The sequence below is a fragment of the Halalkalibaculum sp. DA384 genome (assembly GCF_043951955.1).
GTDB lineage: Bacteria > Bacteroidota > Rhodothermia > Balneolales > Balneolaceae > JAMQKA01.
The window spans coordinates 1-19,964 of sequence record NZ_JBINJE010000012.1 but is presented as its reverse complement, the minus strand read 5'-3'; the positions used below and the strand labels follow the sequence as shown (position 1 = coordinate 19,964).

The window sequence follows — 19,964 nt, the reverse complement described above, 5'->3', positions numbered from 1 at the left end:
GTCTGTGGAATAAAAATATTTTTAGAAATATATAATATCTTTATGGTTATATTATGCTTTAATATCCTTAAAACTCATAGCACAATTATTTATCGGATGAGAGTGTGATAAATAATTTGCATCGGGAGTTAAATAACTCTGCAACTTAATTTTTTTGCCATGAAATCATTTTCAGTCTACCTGTTAACTACGATTACGTTGGTTGTAATGCTAAGTGCATGTGGACCAAGCCAGGAAGAGCAGCAGCAGCGTGAACAGGCCCGTCAGGATTCGCTTGAACAAGTGCGTCAGCAAAAACTTGAGCAGGCACGCCAGGACAGTATCGCCCGGGCCGAGCAGGCGCGCGCTGACAGCCTCGAAGCCGCCAGGAAAAAAGAGGAAGAGGCACAGCGAATTGAATTCGACCCCAATGGTCCGCTGGCCGTACAGGTAGAAGCGTGGCGCTCCCGTGATAAGGCGGCGGGCCAGGTTTCAAAATGGCAGGAGCGCGGCTTCCCGGATGCATATGTCGTAAAGCATGGAAATGAAGAAACCGGTGATATCTGGTTCCGGGTGCGGCTGGGCAGAGTTTCCACTGCAGAGATGGCCGACAAGATTGGCAAGCAACTGCAGGAAGAATATGATGAAAAGTACTGGGTTGCAGAAGTGCAGGGAGAAGGGACTACCCCCGATGCGTCTGACTAGATGCTTGTTAAATAAATTTCAGAAAAGCACCGGTTGCCTGACCGGTGCTTTGTTTTTATGAGATACCTGCTAAGATATACCTATATCTGTTTGGTTGGTATATCTGCGATGGCATTAATGGGGTGCCGCAACACCCAAGAGGCGGTGTCTCCCACTGTAAACTATACGCAGTACCAAACCTACCGCTTCGGGAGCAGGGCGATGGTTGGCAGCGAAAACCCTCTCTTTAAGTGGGCCCAGCTTTCCTCAAGGATTGAGAAAGCACTGGAGTTTCATTTACCCTCGGCGGGCTTGGATTACGCCTCTATCGGTTCGGAGCCCGACCTGATAATTTTTTATTACGTTGTTACAGAGACTGGTACGGAACCGCCCATGGTGAACTATCTGGTCGGGTGGAAGGCCGCCCCTTTTTTGGCCCGGGGCGAACAATTCTCTGAATATGAAGAAAACAGGCTGGTTCTTGATTTTGTGGATGCCGCGAACGACGAATTGGTGTGGAGGCGCAGCACCGACCTTTCACTGAAAAGCGAAAAAGAAGCCTACCGGGAACTATCAAAAAAGATCCGTGAACTGGTCCAGAAGTACCCGCATCCGCCGCCAAAAAGTTGATGACTACGCAACGGGAAAACATTTGAGAGGGGTTTATCCGTCTCATTTCGTTTAAAACCCCGATTTCTCCTCTTGTGGAGTGAACCACGTCAATTTGCGGCATAGGTGTTTAGGCCTATAAAAATATTTGTGTTCCTATTGTTTTATTCCTTAAATTACGGTGCGCTCAAGTAGCGTCTCTCTTGATGAATAGTCAGGACCTCACACCTGATACGTGTGAGGTCCTATTTTTTTGAATCCTTTCTGAGAAAGCCCCGTATAAATCTCATGCCCCTCCCAGAGAAAGTTCTTTTTCGGTGGGTTGTACAACTTCTTTAAATAGACACGATGGATAATCGCAAAATTTTTTATGTTTACGAGTCAGTAAAATTAATGGCGTTTTCTTAAATCCTTACCAGCGACGAAATGAAAAATTTTAGTATTAACCATCGGCAAGTAGAGTCATTCGATGTGTTGGAGCTCAGTGGCGAACTGGATGCCCATACCGCTTCACACCTGGAAGACTCTTTGCGTGAACTGATCGACCGGGATAAGTACCATATCATCGTAAATTGCAGTGATCTGGATTACATCGCCAGCGCGGGGTTGGGGGTGTTCATGGCCTATATTGAAGATGTGCGCAGCCTGGGAGGCGACATAAAGCTTACCAACATGAACGCAAAGGTGTACAACGTCTTTGACCTGCTGGGGTTTCCCACGCTCTACGACATCCTGGATGATGAAGAGGAAGCGATTGAAAAATTTGAGAATGAACACTAAAACCTGCCAAAAAATTGCCGAAGCCTAATTCAATATACAGTATGAGGGTTCAAGCTTCGACGGAGCACCTGGCAGAGGTACGAAATTTTGTGGCTAAACACGCCACCGATTTTGGCTTTAACAAGCAGGATGTCGCTGATATTCGCCTCGCGGTAGATGAAGCCTATACCAATATCATCAAGCATGCATACAACAATGATGAAAACAGATCGGTAGATATAAAACTGGGATATAACAGTAACGAATTCTGGGTATCGCTGCTGGACAGTGGCCAGAACTTTGATCCTTCCTCCTATTCTAAACCCAACGTGCGTGAAAAGATTAAACAGAAAAAGCGGGGCGGAGTGGGGGTATACCTGATTAAAAGGCTGATGGACGATGTTGAGTACTCCAAAGAGGGCACGTTAAATAAAATTCGTATGACCAAAAAGAAATAAATTGTTTTGAGCCAGTCATCTCATCAGATGGAAGATCGACACAGCCGTTTTGAGTTAAAAACCCTTCTCGAGACCTCCCGCCTGCTTATCGAGTCGCACGATATGGATTTTGTATTGAACAACCTGCTGCTTATCACCATGGGCAAGCTGTTGATCACCAAGGCGATGGTATTGATCTACCAGCCGGCGGAGGGCAATTACGTGGTCACGAAGTCGAAAGGCAGGAATTGTCCCGAAGAGGGAACAAAAATATCATTTCCCGAGCCCGAACGGGTCAAGGAGCAATCCATAATACGGCAAGACCTGGATGATGTAGCCCTGCCCGAAATAATTGAGGGAGAGACCCAGTGCACGCTGTTCAACCTGCAGACCAGCAATCACCACCTGGGATTTTTGTGTCTGGGTGCAAAGGGAAACAAGCAGCCGCTAAGCGATCATGAGCAGGAGTTTATCGAGAGCCTGGCTATTATCTCTTCCGTGGCTATTGCCAACTCGCGGATGTTTACCGAGCTGCGGCGCATCAACCGGATGCTGGATCGCAAAGTGTATGAGTTAAACACCCTGTTTGATCTGAGCAAGGATTTTAACATGATGGTGGACCGCGATGAGATCGTGCGGATCTTCAAGTTCGCGATGCTCGGGCAGATGCTCATCCGGAAGTTTTTCTTCATTTTGGAGCATGAAGAAGAGCGTTCGCTGGCCGCCTCAAGTGGTATAAAGGGCCAGCCGTCCCAAGAAGAGATAGATACGCTGTTCAATTTTGAAGAGGATCTTGTTGAGGTAGATGAATCGGTGGAGGAGGATGTCCCCTTCCTCAAAAAAAATGAAATAAAAGCGGTTATCGGTCTTAATTTCCAGCGTGATACCATTGCGCTGGTGGGAGTGGGAGCCCGTGCCAACGGGGAGGATTACACCCGGTCAGACTACAACTTCCTGCGCTCACTGGGGAACTTGGCCCTTCTTTCCATCCAGAAAAGCTACCTGTTGGAGGAGCGTATCGAGAAGGAGCGCATGGAGGAGGAGCTGAATATCGCCAAAACGATTCAACGGGGACTCCTGCCGGACCCGATCCCTGAAATTGAGGGGATCGACCTATCCGCTACGAATGTCTCTTCCTACCAGGTCGGGGGCGACTATTTTGATGTTGCGCAAACCCCCGATGGCAACTACCTGTTTGCCATTGGAGATGTCACGGGCAAGGGAGTACCGGCCGCTCTTCTCATGGCCAACCTGCAGGCGATGTTGCATGTACTGCTGCCTATTGAAATAACGCTGGCCGAGGCTACGGATCAGATCAATGACATCATGTATGAGAATACGCCATCGGACAAGTTTATTACCTTTTTCTGGGGGAAGTACTATAATGAGGACAAAAGCTTCAGGTTTGTAAATGCCGGGCACAACCCACCGATATGGCTGAGGAAAGGAGAAAATGAGTCCCGCGAGCTGGAGGAAGGTGGATTGATCCTGGGGGCGATGCCAACAACGACTCCCTACCATGAGGAGCGCATCATTCTGTCTGAAGGCGATATCCTGGTTTTTTATACCGACGGGGTGACGGAAGCGATGAACCCGGAGCAAACCGAGGAGTATGGAGAGGAGCGGCTTCTGGAGTGTGTGCGCAAAAACAGGGATGGGGCGGCCAAAGAGATCCAGGATGCCATTATTCAGGAGGTCAATGCATTTTCAGAAGATACTCAGTACGACGATATCACCCTGGTCGTACTCAAAGTGCTGTAGCAGCATAACCCGAAAACACCGGCAGATATCAGTTGTTGGTGATTAGGAATTCGTTACTGGTTAAATCAAATAACGAATAACCAGTCACAAATAACTAAACCCGAAAAAATGGATACATCCAGCAGCCTGGATATTTTGTATGCCGGAAGTATGCCAATACAGCTCCTGTTCAAAGGGGGTCTATTGAATAGTATTCACCATTCCGAGCTGTTGATTCAGGTTTTTGCGTTCGGCCATGGCCAGAATAGTTTCGTAGGTCTGGTGACGATTCATAACCTCCTTGACGTAACGCACCGTTTCTATGCCGCGGCAAAACCCGAAGCGCGCATCCTTGTAGTATTTTCGCTGCATCAGCTTCAGCAGGGCGTCTGATACGTTTTCCCACTCGTTGGGATTTTTGTTGTGGTCGATGGTGAGCCGGCGGGCGTCGGCTACATGTCCCGGCCCCGCATTGTAGGTAGCCAGGGCCAATGCCCACTGGTTGAGACTGTCAAGGTAGGAATAGTGTCGCAGGTGCTCGGTGATAATGCGAACGCCCTCCCGGAGATTGATCTCTGCGTCATAAAGCAGTTGTTCATTTTCAACCTGCGAAAACTGCGGCATCACCTGCATCAGTCCGACAGCACCCGCCCAGCTTTTTGAATTGGGGTTAAACTTGGTTTCCTGGGCGATTATGGAAGCGATCATCAGCCAGTCGACCCCGGCGGAATCGGCCACGGATTTAATAAGATCGTCGTAGGGTGAGATAATGCCGGTGCCTTCAATTTCGGAAACAGGCCTGTAAATACTGGCCACCTGCTGGGCTTGCCCCCCGCCGAAATAGCGTTTCCTCAATACATTCAAAAAGGTAGACCGTTTAGGCTGGCCTTCTTGCGCTCCAAACCGAAAATGTTTGTACAAAAAGCGATTTAACCGGGTTTCCAGGTCGCTGGCATTATTCCGGATTGCCCAGGCGATGGTGTCATTCCGGGCAATAGTCGGTCCCTTTACCAGGCCGTTCATGTAGGTTCCGGAGGCTTGGAACATGTTATTGTCGGCCACCGTGGCCTGGTGCTCATCCCGCGAAATTTCAAAAAGGAGCGATTCTGTATCCATGTCGCTGGACGTGAGCCGGATGTTCAGGTCGTACCCATTCTGCTGGAGTTCCTGGAGACGGCTGTAATATGAACTGTTTCGCCGCACCGTTATCGGGATGTTGCGTTCTGCCAGCGCCTCGAGCGTTGAGGGTGGGTTTTCTATGTCATCAGAAAAAATGATGAGCTGGTTTACAAGATTGTACGGGCGGGTAAATTTTACATACTGTTTGCGCTCGGGCGTGATGGTATAATTTGCGGCAATAAGGTCGCCCGCGCCGCTGTTCAGCAGATCATAGGGATTTTGATTGGGCCCCACAATCACTACTTCAAGAGCCAGGTCGTGCTCATTGGCAAACTCGCGGACCATTTCATACTCAAATCCTCTGTCAATGCCCTGATGCAAGAAATAGGTATTGGAGCTGTAGTTGGTGATCATCCGCAACACTCCACTATTCTTGATCTCTTCGTAGTCGCGCTCTACTGGTTCGGTAACCGATACATTCAACCCCTGATCGATATTCTGTTCGACAATCTCCTCCTGTTGCTGGGTGCAAGTGGAGACAGTAATGCCCACTGCGACCAGTGCAGGTATAAGAAGATTGCGTGAGAATTCATGAGGTTTAGCATTCATAGATGTTTTATTCGTTAACGGTAATTGAATCGATAACTGCTTTGTTATCGACGTCGAACCTTAATCAGTACTTGATTATGTTAGAGGCTTTTGCAAACGCTATGGGTTTGTCAAAACCTCTTTTTTTTACGTGCTCTCATTTTACAGGCACGTAAGATACTGATTATTACATCAAAGCAATACTTTTAATCCATCTCTAATGTTTATTAAGAACCGGGAATATACCTGATTTCGAGGCTATTAACGTGATTTGTCAGTATTTCGTTTATCTTTTTCCTGTATGTAAGATATCCTGAAACGTGAATTCTTACAAATTTGCGCGTAAAGCGATAATAATATTGCGTCCCGGTGCACTGATTCCCGATGAATATGGCCTGTAGTGTTTGTCCATAATATTTTCGACCCCGGCGTTGATTCTGAAACTTTCACTGAATTGGTACGAAGCCCTGGCATTGAGGGTTGCCCAGCCGGGGGACCCGTCTTCAGTGTAGAGATGCGTTTTGCTTTTTTCGGATGGAGAAAAGTCGCTGATGTCTTTGCGAGCATTAAATTCGGAATAGAGCTCCAGTTTGACCTGCTCGGCCTTGTAGGTGAAGCCGGTTTGTCCAAAAAACGGTGCTACGTGTCGCAGGGGCTCCTGGTTGGTGATATCCTTCCCCTTTGTGTAGGTAATATTGGAATTGAAACGGAGATGGTTAACCAGTTGCAGGCTCAGGTCTGCACTAAAACCGTATATGTACGCTTTCCCGGCGTTGACCACTGCTTCCACCCGGCTCAGTTCTCCATCATATATAATGGAATCCCGCCCTGCAAATTGATAGTTGCGCCGAACCATGGCGTCGCGAAGCCGGGTATAAAAGCTGTTGAGTTCAATACGGGCGGTTTCCTCAAACCGCTTGATGATTGAAAAGTCGAGATTGTAGGAATATTCCGGCTTGATGTTTTCATTGGGTACAACCACGCTGCCCGGCTCCGAATCGAATACTTTGGCGGCGTCGTCCACATTGGGGGCCCTGAAACCGGAAGTGCCGTTCAGGTTGAACTGGAGGTCGTCCAGCGGCCGGTAGGTAAAGCCCAGGCTGCCGCTGAACGCCCCGGTATTAATCTCAATTTTGTCAAAGGGAAAATCGTAGAACCGGGTATCCCTGAACCGGGAATTGAGCACAACATGGCTGTAGCGGGCGCCAAGGATGGCGGTTACCCGGTCTGACAGGTTATGCCGGTATTTGCCGTAACCGGCAAACTGGGTATAGCGACTGCCGCCGTCAGGATAGCGGGTCGCTTCCGGTCGGCTTTGGCCGGTGGCAATATCGGTGGTTCGAGCCTCGGAGGCCACGTAGTTGTACACGGTTTCCACCCCGTAAAAGAGCTCGTAGTCCTCGTTCCACCGTTTGTCAAAATCGATATTGGCGGTTACCACATTCACATTCTCCTCCCTGTTGCGTCGGTGAGTTCCCCCGAAATCCCGGTCATTGCGGCTCTCCTGGAACCACTGATGCGAGAAGGTACCGCTCATGTTGTTAAACAGCGACGTCGGTTCAGCGGCACTGATTTTCAGTGCATTCATCATCCAGGTCTGTGGACCGTAATACCACTCGGCGTTGGCAAAGGGACCGCTTTCTCCGTTTTCACGTTCAATCAGCCGGTCGTAGCGGGGGATGTCACTGGTCGTGGAAAGGTGGAAGCCATAGTCTGCGTTCCAGGCTCCATCGGACTTGTAGCGTACTTTTTGCATCAGGCTGAGCTGTTCGTAGCCCGAGTATTTTTGCAGCGTTACGTCACTATTTTCAAGGATTCTGTCGACGCCGTTGATGCGTGCCTGGTACTGCTTTCGCTTGCCAAAATCGGGGTAGCGGTCATAAAAGTCGCCCCCTGAACGCAGGTCGTCGTAATGGCTATAGGTTATACTAGTCAGAAGTCCCCAGTGCTGGTATCCCAGGTTGAGATCGCCGTGAATCGTGCGCTCGTTATTGGCCGATGAGTACCGAACCATTGAACCCGCACTGGTGATGGATTTCTCCGAAAAGGAGAGCTGCGGATCTTTGGTCTGGAAGTTCATGACCCCGCCCAGTGCATCGCTCCCGTAGATGATGGAACCGGGACCAAAGATGACTTCGGTTTGATCGAGCGCGTTGGCGTCAAGTGAAATCACATTTTGGAGGTTTCCACTCCTGAAAATAGCGTTGTTCATACGGATGCCGTCAACGGCAATAAGCACCGAATTGGCGGCGAATCCCCGTATCATCGGACTTCCGCCCCCGAGCTGACTTTTTTGCACAAACACCTTCCCCGACTGCTGAAGCAGGTCAGCGGTCGTCTGCGGGTTGCTGAAGCTGATCTCTTCGGTGCTGATCTGGATGATTTTCTGTGGGATTTCGGACTGTTTCTGCTCCCACTTGCTGGCGGAGATAAAGACTTCTTCCATATTAACCGACCGTTCGGCCAGCGTTACCCGGTAGTTCAGCTCCCTGATCTGTTCAAGGGAGAGTACCAGGTTTTTGTAGGAGGCATGCTGAAAGGTGATATAGTCGCCCGGGTCAAAGCCTGAAAGGTCGGCTTTTCCCTCCATATTGGTCATGGCAGTTTTATCCTGGTCCTGGTTGTAAAGATAAACATTGTTGACAGGTTGCAGGGTGTTCTCATCCACCACCTGGACCTGTTGGCCCCGCAGTAGTCCGGGAAGTAACAGCAGCGGCAGGACTGCGATTGGTAACAGCTTCTTCATGGGTGCGTTCATTCTGATATTATTGGAAATCCGAATGAAGGTATAATGAGCGTACATTTGTATAAATACTATGATCATGCTATAAAGAGGGGACTATTACTTGTTGCGTGCCTTGCGCCTCCATGTCAGGCCCACACCGATGATAATGATCAGCATGGCAATGAAGGAGGTGATCGGCGGCAGCTCGTCAAAGAGGACATAGGCCAGGAATGTAGCGAAAATGGGTTCCGTGAGAATGAGCGTGGAGATGAGCGTGGGAGACACATACTTGACCGCGTAATTCATGGATCCGTGACCGATAATCTGGGGAAATACCGCCATGCCGGTAGCCGAGGCCGCCCCGATCAGGCTTATCTCCAGCAGGTTGTTGCCCAGGGCCAGGGCGGTGATCACACAGGTTGCACCGGCAAAAAAGTAGACCGGGAATACATAATCCACCCACTCCCGTTTCTGCCGGATTTTCTGTCCGATCAGCAGGTAGACCACAAAAATGGCCGCAGCACTGGCTGCCAGGAAATTTCCAAACAGCGGATCGGAGAAGTCGGTTTCTATCTGGCTGTCGGAGATTCCGAGCAGCACCGAGCCGGAAAAGGCCATGCCGACCCCGATCCACGAGGTGATCGCAAAGCTGCGCTTGAACCAGAGGCGCTCTATGAGGATAAGCATGATCGGGTGGATCGTAACAAGGACGGAGGCAGAAGCCACCGAGGTATAGTGGAGCGAGGCGATCCAGCAGATAAAATGAATGCCCAGGCAGAGTCCCGCCAGGAATACATAAAACTTGTCTTTTGTGGGCGTGACGGCCCGGTCCCGCGTCATATACCAGTAAGGCAAAAGCAGGAGCGAGGCGATGACAGTGCGGTAGGCAGCCAGCACGAGGGGCGGGGTTTCGGGGGTGAAGCGGACAAAGATCGGCGAAAATCCGAACGCTACCAAACCGGCTCCCAGTGCGGTCAAGACCTTTAGGCGCGGGTACGAGTCGGGCATGGGGATCAAGATGTGGGGTTCAGTATGCAGGCTAACTACCGGATCCGGTCCATTGAACGAACCAGTTCCTCATCTTTTTTGATATTGCGAAGAGCCAGAATTTCTGCGATAAGCCCCAGCAGCAGCAACGCCACCCCGAGCAGCTCATCCCATAAAAACAGGCCAAATCCGCCCAGGGAAAACAGGATGCCGGCGCCCCAGCCCAGGCTGGCAATCTGGATGAGCATGGTTCGTTTTACCCACGTCATCTGGGCCGGCCGGTTTTTATAGAGGAAAATGCAGCCAAGCGACATGAGCGCCGCCACCGTCAGTACCACGGCAAACCCCGTCCCGATCCATGGCTTGGGGTCTTGCATGGCGTGGGAATAGAGCGGGTTGAAAAATACGGTTCCATTAAATAGAAAAGCCAGAAACAGAAAAAGAGTTTGTATTCGCTGTATCACGGTTCAATAATTTATCTGAAATTCAGATCGCAAAGATACAATATCTTTTGGAGTAGCTCATCCCTATTTATGGAAATCTGCCGCGGTGACCGTGAAATTACGTAATTCCCTGCCGTTATACGCCAAAAGGAAATCATGTGGCGCCATTATTTGTATAATACAGGTGAACGGGGGAAACAGGATGGGTACTCAACCATCATTCAAAAGAAAACTTTGTGATGTTGCCAATTAAATCCTGTGGCACAAGCGGCATGCATTTAGCTGAAAAAGCGGCATAACAGGGCATGAATGCGAAAAATAATACGTGGTTCCGCATAAATAACGACGAGGCCCATTAATCGAGAACTACACTAGCCGGGATAGAACAACATGTATCACAAGAGGCTGTTGGAAAAGGCAAAGAATACATTTGATTTTCACTACTTCAGGATAAAAAATAACTGGACATTTCCGCCGAGCATGGCCCATACATCCGGTGCAAAGATGGCGAAGGGGACCTATGAGGCTGAAGTATCCGACATTATTGAGCAGCATTTACAGGATGGATCTGTATTCATAGATATAGGGGCCAATGTGGGCTATTTTACTCGAATGGCCGCCCGGAAGGTCAACAGTTCGGGCAAGGTATATGCTTTTGAGGCCGACTATGCCAATTACAACGCGCTGAATAACAATATGATCGGGCTGGATAATATTGTTACGATGAATTTAGCTGTTTCCAGTGAGAACGGCTTTACGGAGTTCCACCAGAGTTCGCACTCTTCCTGCCACAGCCTCGTCGAAACCGACAACTATTTAAACGGCGATCAATGGGTGTGTCCCAGCATCACATTGGATAAATTTTGGTCGCTCTACCTTGACGAGACTTATATAGACCTGGTAAAAATTGATGTGGAGGGTGCTGAGCTTTTTGTCCTGGAGGGGATGGACAGGATGATTGACCGCCAAAAGGTGGGATCTGTTGTCCTTGAATACTGCCCGGCATTTTTGAGGGAGACCGGGCTGAGCAGGGAAAAACTGGTGAGGCTTCTGCTCGAACATTTTTCTATCACCATCATCGAAGACGAATACCGCTCCCTGCTGGGGACCAGTCGGATCGAGACGGCCAAAGAGTTCGAGAAGATAACGCAAAAACTGCTCGCGAGAGATGATGCCGTTAATATCAATCTGTTGTGCGATGCCCGCCCGGCGGAGTAAAAAATGTTTTTTTATAGATGTTATGCCGCAAACTTATCTTTTTCACATGGTGCTACACTAATAAACAACGTTTGATTGACATAGAAGGATTATGTGTCATTACGACGATATATCAATTTTCCATAAGATAGCGTCGAATCTTCTCGATCTCAGGGCGGGAATCGCCTGAGTTCACCATTTCCATCAAGCTGGAAAAGTAATGCCGTGCCTTAACGCGGTCGCCGGTCAACGCGGCAGCCTGACCTGCACCGTATAGGGTACGGTAGCGGTTGGGATCGTGCCTTTGTGATTGCTCGTATTCAACGAGTGCCTCACCCGGCCGGTCGCTCTCGAACAGCATGTCACCGAGGAGTTCCCGTGCAGGCACAAGTCTTCCGGGACTAACGGCAGCCTTCTCACTTGTATCTTCCAGGTCGGCGGCGGCGCGCATAAGGGTTAGTGACTGCTCGCGGTTTCCTTGTGCAAAGGCAACCCACGCTGCACCACCCAATCGCTGTACTTCCACTTCAACAGCCCAGTATGTGTCATTGGTTAACTTCATCGCCTCAACGATGCGTGCAAGTTCCTGTACATCACGTTCTGCTGCAACCGCATCGCCGCTACGCGCAGCACCCAGGGCACGTGCAAAGTGCGTCAATGCGGCGGTGTATGGGAAGCGTGTCTCCTGAACCCGAAGCTGCGCAGCTTCTTTCCATTCGTTGCGTTCGATTGCATAGCGTGCAGGTATAGCAGCGAGTGCGTAGGGTGTGATCTGAACCTTTTCGTTACCTCGCACCCCAGGTGCACCCCCGACCACGCGTTGCGCATCTTTGTCGCGTGCGAGCTGCAAATAGGCGTACACCAGGTAATCCATGGCGTGCAACTGATCGGTGAACTCCTTTTCAGCTTTGGCGACAGATTCAGATCGCAGATTACTTGCAATTGACTCCTCCCATGAACCAACACGTGTAAAAATGTGAGAAGGCATGTGCAGTGCATGAGGCGCTGATGGTGCAATTTCGGAGTAGCGCTTCGCTGCATTGAGTCCTTTACCCGCGATTGGAGGATAGTCGTAGCTGTGGATGAGATAGTGGGCGACGCCGGGATGATCCGGATATTTCTTAAACTGGATTTCAAGAATGGCGGCGGCCTTTAGGGCAGATGCAAACGTCTTCTCGGCCGGGTCCTGCATGGCCCTCAAATAGATCGCTGAAAAGATTTGCGATTCATCGTCTTCGGGGAAGCGTCTTGCTACATTCTCGAATGCATCCGAGAGTGATTTGATTCTTGCACCGTGCGAGCGCTCGGTAAAGTTCTCATAGTATTGCGCAACCGCCTCAATGAAAAGGCGTTCACGCTCAGTCTTCGCACCGATAGTGAGACCGTGTCCAATCGCCTCCTTTGCCTGCTGTGCCTGCGTTGTAGTGGGACCGGTAGCAAAGGGATTCCCTATGAGAGTGGTCGCGATGCCCCAGGTTGCGATGGCACAATTTGGGTCGCGCTCAAGTATCTCTCGAAATGTTTTTTCGCTTTCCTGCCACCAGAATGAGTGCAAAAGGGCAACAGCACGTTCGAAGGTTACCTGTACGGCAGGTGTGCATGAATTAACGAATGAAACTCGGCCAAGCTGCTCGTCGAGGACCCCCTCCGTCTCCTGGGCCGATGCAATTGTCACTATAGAAAGCGATAAGGCAAGCAGCAGTATTGCAACATAAAAATGCATTTTCATGTACTCACCCCATTCAAATTATTAGAAGAACAAGAGCATAATGAAAAAATCGGAGCTGATTTCCTATTGTAATATTTTCCATAGGTGGTAAACAATAGGACGATATCATGGATAAGTACGATTTAAAGAAACTCTATCCTGAAGAAAGGAAATGGATCAATACAGGTAATAGCTGTGTAATTGGACCAAACGGATAAATTTCTGAATACAAAGGAAAAAAATACTGAACACGGCATATAAACCATAATATTCAGCAAGTTTTTTTACCAATGTTGTACCAATAAAAAAGCCGTAAAATGATAAGTTTTTGTTACTCAACATTTTACGGCGATTATTGGGTTTTTAAATGTGCCCTGGACTGGAGTCGAACCAGCACTCCCCGAAGGGAACTGCCCCCTCAAGACAGCGCGTCTACCAATTCCGCCACCAGGGCTGAGAGGGTATATCAAATTTTAAAGGCTTCAAATATAGGGGTTTTGCAATTCAAATGACAAGCACCAAATTAAAATCTAAAACAGGCTCCTGTTGGTGATTCTTCCACTCTGTTCTCAGACTAACAGCTGTTAGATTTTAGATAGAGAATATCGAGCGTGAAGCCCAAATTCTCAATATCCCACCTGACGAATACACAAATGAATCAAAAGCTACTCCCGTGCCCGCACATGCTGCAAACGCGGGCATTTGAGTTCCGGCCATTTGAATTGCAGGGTTGGTCTCTAGAGCTCATCCAGCTGCCCCTGTACATACTCGTTCTCCGGGTCCATCTTTTTGGCCTGCTCGTAGTACGAGCGCGCCTTTTCGGCCTGTCCGGCCCGCTGCATGAGGTCGCCCATCAGGATCCAGTTTTCCACATCCTTCGGGTCGTTGCGGATGCGGTCCAGCAGGTAGGAGATCGCCTCGTTTCCCTGGTCGTTCATAATCTTGTAGAGCACCAGGTTTCGGTGCGCCGCGGGAGAGTCGTCAAGGTCGATCGCTTTTTTGAAATCCTTTTCCGCATCGCTGAGCTGTTCCATCTGCAGCTGGGCGAACCCGCGAAGATTGTAGTATCCGCTCTTTTCCGGCTCCAGGGCTATCGCCTTGTCAAGCGCTTCCACACTGGGTTCCCACTGGTTCAGCTTTTGAAATGTCATCGCCTCCAGGTGGAATCCGTCAGCCGCTTCCGGCTCCATCTTTTGCAGGCTGTGGGCTATATCAAGCGCTTCGTCAAAATCGCCTTCACGCAGTGATGCTAATCCTTCTTCCAGTGTTTCTTCGAAACTCATACTATCTGTTTGTTAGGAGTTGTACTTACAATGATCTAAAGATAAGGGTTCGACAGCTAAATCACATAAAAGGAAATGACAATTTGCAGCCACCCGGTACCAGCCAGAATGGTGGTTTGACTTCTGTTGCTGTGCGCCGGGGGGCAGGAATGGGTTCGGCCAGTGATGCGGGCAGGCTATTTGTGGCCCGTACTTTGTTCCTCTTCTTCCTCCTCGATCTCCTCATACTCGGCCTCTTCAATCTGGTCTATCCGCTGTTTAACGCTGCCGTTGCCGGACTGCCCCTGGTTCTGCTGCCGGGACTGTTGATTCATCTGGTTGAATACCGAATGAAAAAAATCGGCCCCGGACGAGGTTCGCCCGCGGGGGCGTGACTGCGATTGGGAGGAGGGCAAAAATAGTCGGCTGACAATTTTAATCAGGAAGTAAATGACTACAAAGAAAATAATCGTGCGTAGAAGCATGCTAGCTGGGTACAATATGAATGTGAGTGTTGCCGCGAATCGGCTGGTTGAACACCTGCTCGTCTATATAATCTAAATGTTTTTCATTACTTACAAAATCGATATCACTGGTATTAATGATTATGAGCGGTGATTTATTGTAGTGATAGAAGAAATGGTTATAAGCATCACAGAGTTCCTGCAGGTAATCGCGGGTGATCTGGCGTTCGTAGTCGCGGTCGCGCTCCCTGATATTTTCCATCAGGCGGTCAACGGAGGCCTGCAGGTAGATCACCAGGTCGGGCTTGGCGGAGATGCCGGTCATGATATGATAGATGGAATCGTAGAGCGATAGCTCATCATCGTTCAGGTTCAGCCGGGCAAAAATACGGTCTTTTTCAAACAGGTAGTCAGAGATGGTGAGCTCGTGGAACAGGTCCTTGCTGGTCATCTGCTGCTGCTGTTTAAATCGACTGGCCAGGAACGACATCTGGGTGGGAAAAGCATAGCGGTCGCGATCATCGTAAAATTTGGGTAGAAAGGGATTCTGTTCAAACTGCTCCAGCATCAGCCGCGCGTTGTGGCGTTCCGAGAGCAGCTTGGCCAGCGAGGTCTTGCCTGCCCCGATGACTCCTTCAACGGCGATAAACTCAAACTCGTTTTCCATTATGTTACCAGCATAATTCGGTTTTGTGGATAATGAGTGAATCCGCTGTTCCCACCAGCTCGTCGATGGGCTGACTGGTTTCGGGATCAATCCACCCGGGATTCAGCTCCCTGAGCGGCAGCAGCACAAACAGGCGGTCGCGGTACTCGGGGTGCGGTATGACGAGCGATTCCTCCCTCAGCACCAGGTCGTCATACGCAATAATGTCGAGATCGATGGTGCGGGGCGACCAGCGCGGATGGTTGGCCGGGCGGCCGTGCTCGGCTTCATACTCCTTCAGCCGGCGGATAAAATCTTTGGGGGAGAGGCGGGTTTGCAGTGCCACCACGGCGTTCAGGAAGTTGCGCTCGGAGGGACCGACCGGCTCGCTTACATAAACCGAGGAGGCCGCGACAGCAGATTCCGAAATGCCTGCAAGAAAAGATTTGGCTTTTGAGAGATGCCGGCGCCGGTCCCCTACATTGGAACCGATGCCTACGATTGCCTTTGCCATGTCATTGTTACTTCTGAATAGTTCGTTTTCGCCTGCAACGGGGGATCGAGTTTTCGAACACTTACCTTAAGATGTTGAACTTCGGGAAACCGACCAAAGAGAATTTCCCCGATATTCAGGGTTAGCGTTTCGATCAATTTTTGGGAAGGTCCCTCCATCACTTCGCGGACCACCGCTTCCGCCTCCTCGTAATTCAATGTTTTGGAGAGGTCATCATTCCGCGCCGCCGTTTTCAGGTCAAGCTTGAACGCCAGGTCCACCTCAAAGTCGTTGCCCTCCCGGCGTTCCTTCTCGTAGAAGCCGTGATTGCCACGGTACTTCAGAGAATTAAGGATCAAATTGTCATAAGAGGATAGTCTTGGGTCGTGAGTCATGAGTCGCAATATATCAAAAGCATTCAGCGCCGGACGGAACCCGCTTAGAGATGCCGCCCATCCTGTCAATTCTTAATACCTGAGGTCCAATTTTACTTCCTACAGGCTGGCAACCTCTATCTTCTGGTGCAGCTCCTCTACAATGCGCTTGTGCTTGGGACTGGTTTGCATCCGTTCCTCCACGGTCTGGATGGCGTGGATAACGGTGGAATGGTCGCGCCCGCCAAAGTGAAGTCCGATGGTTTTCAGGCTGGAGTCGGTAAACTGCTTGGCCAGGTACATGGCAATCTGGCGCGCTTCCACGATCTCCTGTTTTCGCGTCTTTTCGCGCACCTTGTTGGTATCTATGCCGAAGTATTCGCACACATAGGTCTGGATCTGCTCGATCGAGATTTGTGTGTTCGATTCCTTTACCATGTCTTTTAGCACCCGCTTGGCTATGGCCAGATCCAGGTCGTCCTCGTGCTGCAGCGAAGCGTGGGCCAACAGCTTGATGATGGCCCCCTCCAGGTCGCGCACGTTCGATTTGAAATTGTGGGCGATGAACTCCAGGATGTCGTGAGAGAGCTCAATACCGTTGTCGAGTGCCTTTTTTTCAAGTATGGCGTAGCGCGTTTCATATTCCGGGATCTGCAGGTCGGCACTCAGTCCCCAGCTGAAACGGGAGATCAGCCGCTCTTCAATATCCGGGATCTCGCGCGGGGCGCGGTCGCTGCTCAGTATAATCTGCTTGCCATCCTGGTGGAGGGCGTTGAAAATATGAAAGAACTCCTCCTGGGTCTTCTCCTTGCCGCTGAAGAACTGGATGTCGTCGATAATGAGCACCTCGATCTGCCGGTAGAACATCGAAAACTCGCTGGCGCGGTTGTTCCTGATCGACTGCACAAATTCATTGGTGAAACTTTCGGAAGATACGTAGACAACCGATTTCTCGTTGCCGAAATCGTGCTTGATCTTGTTGCCGATACTCTGGATCAGGTGCGTTTTGCCGAGCCCGGTTCCACCGTATACAAAAAACGGATTAAACGAGTTGCTGCCGGGATTCTCAGAAATAGCGATGGCCGCCGAGCGAGCCAGGCGGTTGCAGTCTCCTTCTATAAAGCGTTCAAATACATAGTTCGTGTTAAGGTTCGGATCAATCGATGTTTTCCGTATTCCGGGGATTACAAAAGGATTCTCAATTTTCCCCGGATTGTACTCAGCATATCCGTCGACATCCTGTTGCTGCTTGCTGGGGGGCATCGGTCGCTGGGGGAGCCGTACCGAGCGTGTTCCGGTGTCATCCTCAGACTTTTCGAGTACCACCGAATATTCAAGTTTCCCGTCATCGCCCAGTACTTTGGCCAGGGTAGAGCGCAACATCCCGTAATAATGTTCTTCTAGCCACTCGTACCAGAACTGGCTGGGAACTTGTATGGTTAAGGTGTTATCCTCGAGCTTGACAGGTTTAATGGGTTCAAACCACGACGTATATTTCTGATAGCTGATGTTGTCCTGAATAATATCAAGACACTTCTCCCATGCCGTATCAGCGGAATTAATATTCAATTCCCTTGACCTCCTTAGAAATAAAGAATTAGAGTTCTACACTATAGCTTACCAAGACAGTTATCCACACAAATAGGGGCAAATGCTTCTGTAATACTGAGACGAAAATGATAATTTCAGGGACAGATGTCAAAAAAAATAAGGCGTGTTATCCAAAAGTTATCCACAATTAACTAAACAGTGTAAATTATTGGGAGGCATATATTTAGTGTTTTTCCAATGATTTTGTAAAAAAAACCTTGACACCTCATAATAATCCGCTAACACAGATTTTACGTTAACCTAACACTGGGAATCACCCGATCAAAAACTTTTCAACAAGTTATCCACATAAAGTTAACAATGAAAATTTTGCACACTTTTGCAGGAGGGATTACGGCTGAAACCGTTAGCTGCCGGTATATTTGGCCTTGATAAAACGAGCTTTTTTTTCATAGTCGCTCTCAACAGTGACCTCCCATTGCACGGGGGGGAAAAGCGACTTGATCTCTTCGGCATGCAGCTCGTGCAGTTCAAGGTAGAGGTGCCCGCACGGGGGGAGAGTCTGCCCGGCATACCGGATGATGCTGTTGTAGATCCGGCTCATATTATCGGTGAACAGCGCAACCGCCGGTTCATGTTCCACCACCTGCTTTTCCAGCGCTTCTTTCTCTTCGGGGAGCACGTACGGGGGGTTGGAGACAATAATGTCGAATTGGTCGGCCAGGTCAAGGGCTTCCCAGTCTTCGATATTGCCCTGCGAGAAGGTGATATCTGCATTCTGCTCGCGTGCATTCTCCCGGGCAACCGCGAGCGCCCCCTCCGATATGTCGATGGCAAACAGTTCCCAGCCGGGCCGCTCCTGTTTTAGGGCAACGGGGATGCAACCGGAACCGGTACCGATATCGAGGACCTTTTTGTTGTCCCCGGTATCAGGCTGGTCATCCAGTATTATTTCTACCAGCTGTTCGGTTTCAATGCGGGGGATCAAGACCTCCGGGTTTACCTTGATGCGGGCATTCATAAAGTCGGTATACCCGATAATATACTGCAGGGGTTCGTGCCGGGCCCGCCGTTTGACCAGGGGGCGCAACTCATCGAGTTCGCCGTCCGAAAGGGGGCGGTCAAATTTGAGGTACAGGTCCAGCCGTTTAACATCGAGTACTTCGGCCAGCAGCCATTCAATGCTGTGCCGTGGATCGGGAATCCTTTTGCTCTTGAAGTAGTCGGTGCCCCATTCAAGCATCGAAAGGACCGTCCAGTCCCGGGGCGGGTTACTCATAGAAGAGGTGGATTAAGATTCTTCTTCAGATTTGGTCTCTTTTACCTCTTGCACGGTGAGTCCAAATCGCTTGGAGAAATCCAATATAAAATCGGTCACTTCATCGTCAATAGTGCGCTTTTCTTCATCCAGGGAGCTTCCGCGAAAGCCCATGCGCCCGCCGGTCTTTTTTAATTCAAACCGATTTTCCTTGCCTGTGCACTCGATAACACAAGTGAGGGTGACACTTGCATTGATTTGCTTTTCGTATTCTTCATAAACCGCCACATGAACCACATCGTCATGATCGGAAGATTCATACTTATACAAATATTTTGGCTCAATTTCCCTAAAAAGCTGTTCAGGCATGCGGTGCAACGTACCGGCCGGACCAAAAACCAAAAATTTGCTGACTGTATTCATATTTTGTTGTAAAAATCTGGATTGGTTTGATAAGATACTAAACAGCCTGAATAAACATCTTATCTTGACAATAGTCAAATCTCACCAATGTAAATGTGCATAAAATATAGATGATACGGGAATGATAAAAAAGTCAGATTGCCGATTGTGTTTTTCAAGCAAAATTCCATGTTTCTTATACCTCTTCGGCTTTGCCAGGCGATTTGCCTTGAAAGGAAGAGAACCGAACGATTTCAGGCTACCCTGGGAAAAATGCCTTGCTGAGGTCTTTGCAGAACCTGATGCTTGGTTGGGAGGTGGTTGTACCACCGATCTTGTATAGCACATAAAGCGGGAGTACAACTCCCTCCGAACGGTGTTCGAATGTTTTGCAAAGTTCTCTTGCAGGCTAAACGCCAGAACATCACGCTCACAAACCTTATATAACGCGTTTAGGGGTTAACCTTAAGCAGCCAATGCATGTTTAATGCGATTAATGGGTTCATCGTTTTGCCAATTGATGTACTGCAATAGCGTCA

At 49.4% G+C, this 19,964-nt stretch carries 19 protein-coding genes and 1 tRNA gene; 6 read left to right on the top strand and 14 right to left on the bottom strand.

Annotated elements, in window-relative coordinates:
- The first annotated feature begins 159 nt into the window (after positions 1-159).
- The 5 genes from ACG2E4_RS08755 to ACG2E4_RS08735 all read left to right on the top strand — a co-directional run bounded on the left by ACG2E4_RS08755 (position 160) and on the right by ACG2E4_RS08735 (position 4,229).
- Entirely contained in the window at positions 160-684 is a 525-nt protein-coding gene (locus ACG2E4_RS08755; RefSeq protein WP_395276291.1) for an SPOR domain-containing protein, read from the top strand.
- Positions 685-774: 90 nt separating this feature from the next.
- Positions 775-1,293 carry a DUF4136 domain-containing protein gene (locus tag ACG2E4_RS08750; RefSeq protein ID WP_395276290.1) on the top strand — a complete coding sequence of 173 codons (519 nt, stop codon included), beginning with the start codon at positions 775-777 and terminating at the stop codon, positions 1,291-1,293.
- A gap of 405 nt (positions 1,294-1,698) precedes the next feature.
- Entirely contained in the window at positions 1,699-2,052 is a 354-nt protein-coding gene (locus ACG2E4_RS08745; RefSeq protein ID WP_395259649.1) for an STAS domain-containing protein, read from the top strand.
- Positions 2,053-2,093: 41 nt separating this feature from the next.
- Positions 2,094-2,489 carry an ATP-binding protein gene (locus tag ACG2E4_RS08740; protein ID WP_395259648.1) on the top strand — a complete coding sequence of 132 codons (396 nt, stop codon included), beginning with the start codon at positions 2,094-2,096 and terminating at the stop codon, positions 2,487-2,489.
- A gap of 27 nt (positions 2,490-2,516) precedes the next feature.
- The gene (locus tag ACG2E4_RS08735; RefSeq protein ID WP_395276289.1) at positions 2,517-4,229 is read left to right on the top strand and encodes a SpoIIE family protein phosphatase; all 1,713 of its coding nucleotides are present in this window, start codon (positions 2,517-2,519) and stop codon (positions 4,227-4,229) included.
- Positions 4,230-4,409: 180 nt separating this feature from the next.
- Here ACG2E4_RS08735 and ACG2E4_RS08730 read toward each other — a convergent pair whose 3' ends face one another.
- The 4 genes from ACG2E4_RS08730 to ACG2E4_RS08715 all read right to left on the bottom strand — a co-directional run bounded on the left by ACG2E4_RS08730 (position 4,410) and on the right by ACG2E4_RS08715 (position 10,091).
- On the bottom strand, positions 4,410-5,936 hold the full coding sequence (locus tag ACG2E4_RS08730; protein ID WP_395276288.1) for a transglycosylase SLT domain-containing protein: 1,527 nt from the start codon (positions 5,934-5,936) through the stop codon (positions 4,410-4,412).
- Positions 5,937-6,243: 307 nt separating this feature from the next.
- Positions 6,244-8,661 (bottom strand): TonB-dependent receptor domain-containing protein, encoded by a 2,418-nt coding sequence (locus tag ACG2E4_RS08725; protein ID WP_395276287.1) that lies wholly within the window; start codon positions 8,659-8,661, stop codon positions 6,244-6,246.
- A gap of 96 nt (positions 8,662-8,757) precedes the next feature.
- A complete protein-coding gene (locus ACG2E4_RS08720; RefSeq protein ID WP_395259644.1) occupies positions 8,758-9,648 on the bottom strand; it encodes a DMT family transporter in 891 nt (296 codons plus the stop codon).
- Positions 9,649-9,683: 35 nt separating this feature from the next.
- Positions 9,684-10,091 carry a DUF4293 family protein gene (locus ACG2E4_RS08715; protein ID WP_395276286.1) on the bottom strand — a complete coding sequence of 136 codons (408 nt, stop codon included), beginning with the start codon at positions 10,089-10,091 and terminating at the stop codon, positions 9,684-9,686.
- A gap of 369 nt (positions 10,092-10,460) precedes the next feature.
- Between ACG2E4_RS08715 and ACG2E4_RS08710 the strand changes: the two genes are divergently transcribed.
- On the top strand, positions 10,461-11,288 hold the full coding sequence (locus tag ACG2E4_RS08710) for an FkbM family methyltransferase (RefSeq protein ID WP_395276285.1): 828 nt from the start codon (positions 10,461-10,463) through the stop codon (positions 11,286-11,288).
- 112 nt (positions 11,289-11,400) lie between these two features.
- Here ACG2E4_RS08710 and ACG2E4_RS08705 read toward each other — a convergent pair whose 3' ends face one another.
- The 10 genes from ACG2E4_RS08705 to ACG2E4_RS08660 form a co-directional block, all read right to left on the bottom strand.
- A complete protein-coding gene (locus ACG2E4_RS08705; protein ID WP_395276284.1) occupies positions 11,401-12,996 on the bottom strand; it encodes a hypothetical protein in 1,596 nt (531 codons plus the stop codon).
- Positions 12,997-13,345: 349 nt separating this feature from the next.
- Positions 13,346-13,429: transfer RNA gene (locus tag ACG2E4_RS08700), tRNA-Leu, on the bottom strand.
- Between the two features lie 283 nt (positions 13,430-13,712).
- Positions 13,713-14,258 (bottom strand): tetratricopeptide repeat protein, encoded by a 546-nt coding sequence (locus ACG2E4_RS08695; protein ID WP_395276283.1) that lies wholly within the window; start codon positions 14,256-14,258, stop codon positions 13,713-13,715.
- Positions 14,259-14,434: 176 nt separating this feature from the next.
- The gene (locus tag ACG2E4_RS08690) at positions 14,435-14,722 is read right to left on the bottom strand and encodes a hypothetical protein (protein ID WP_395259639.1); all 288 of its coding nucleotides are present in this window, start codon (positions 14,720-14,722) and stop codon (positions 14,435-14,437) included.
- A 1-nt stretch (position 14,723) separates the two neighbouring features.
- Entirely contained in the window at positions 14,724-15,368 is a 645-nt protein-coding gene (locus ACG2E4_RS08685; protein ID WP_395259638.1) for a deoxynucleoside kinase, read from the bottom strand.
- A gap of 4 nt (positions 15,369-15,372) precedes the next feature.
- Positions 15,373-15,861: a 2-amino-4-hydroxy-6-hydroxymethyldihydropteridine diphosphokinase gene (folK, locus tag ACG2E4_RS08680; protein ID WP_395259637.1), complete on the bottom strand. Its 489-nt coding sequence runs from the start codon at positions 15,859-15,861 to the stop codon at positions 15,373-15,375.
- Positions 15,843-16,199, bottom strand: a complete 357-nt coding sequence (gene folB, locus ACG2E4_RS08675; protein ID WP_395259636.1) for a dihydroneopterin aldolase — start codon at positions 16,197-16,199, stop codon at positions 15,843-15,845. The genes folK and folB overlap by 19 nt, the downstream gene beginning before the upstream one ends.
- Before the next feature lie 135 nt (positions 16,200-16,334).
- Positions 16,335-17,777, bottom strand: a complete 1,443-nt coding sequence (dnaA, locus tag ACG2E4_RS08670) for a chromosomal replication initiator protein DnaA (protein ID WP_395259698.1) — start codon at positions 17,775-17,777, stop codon at positions 16,335-16,337.
- Positions 17,778-18,171: 394 nt separating this feature from the next.
- Positions 18,172-19,044, bottom strand: coding sequence for a peptide chain release factor N(5)-glutamine methyltransferase (gene prmC / locus ACG2E4_RS08665; protein WP_395276282.1), 873 nt, complete (start codon positions 19,042-19,044; stop codon positions 18,172-18,174).
- Between the two features lie 12 nt (positions 19,045-19,056).
- Positions 19,057-19,446: a hypothetical protein gene (locus tag ACG2E4_RS08660; protein ID WP_395259634.1), complete on the bottom strand. Its 390-nt coding sequence runs from the start codon at positions 19,444-19,446 to the stop codon at positions 19,057-19,059.
- Positions 19,447-19,964 lie beyond the last annotated feature (518 nt).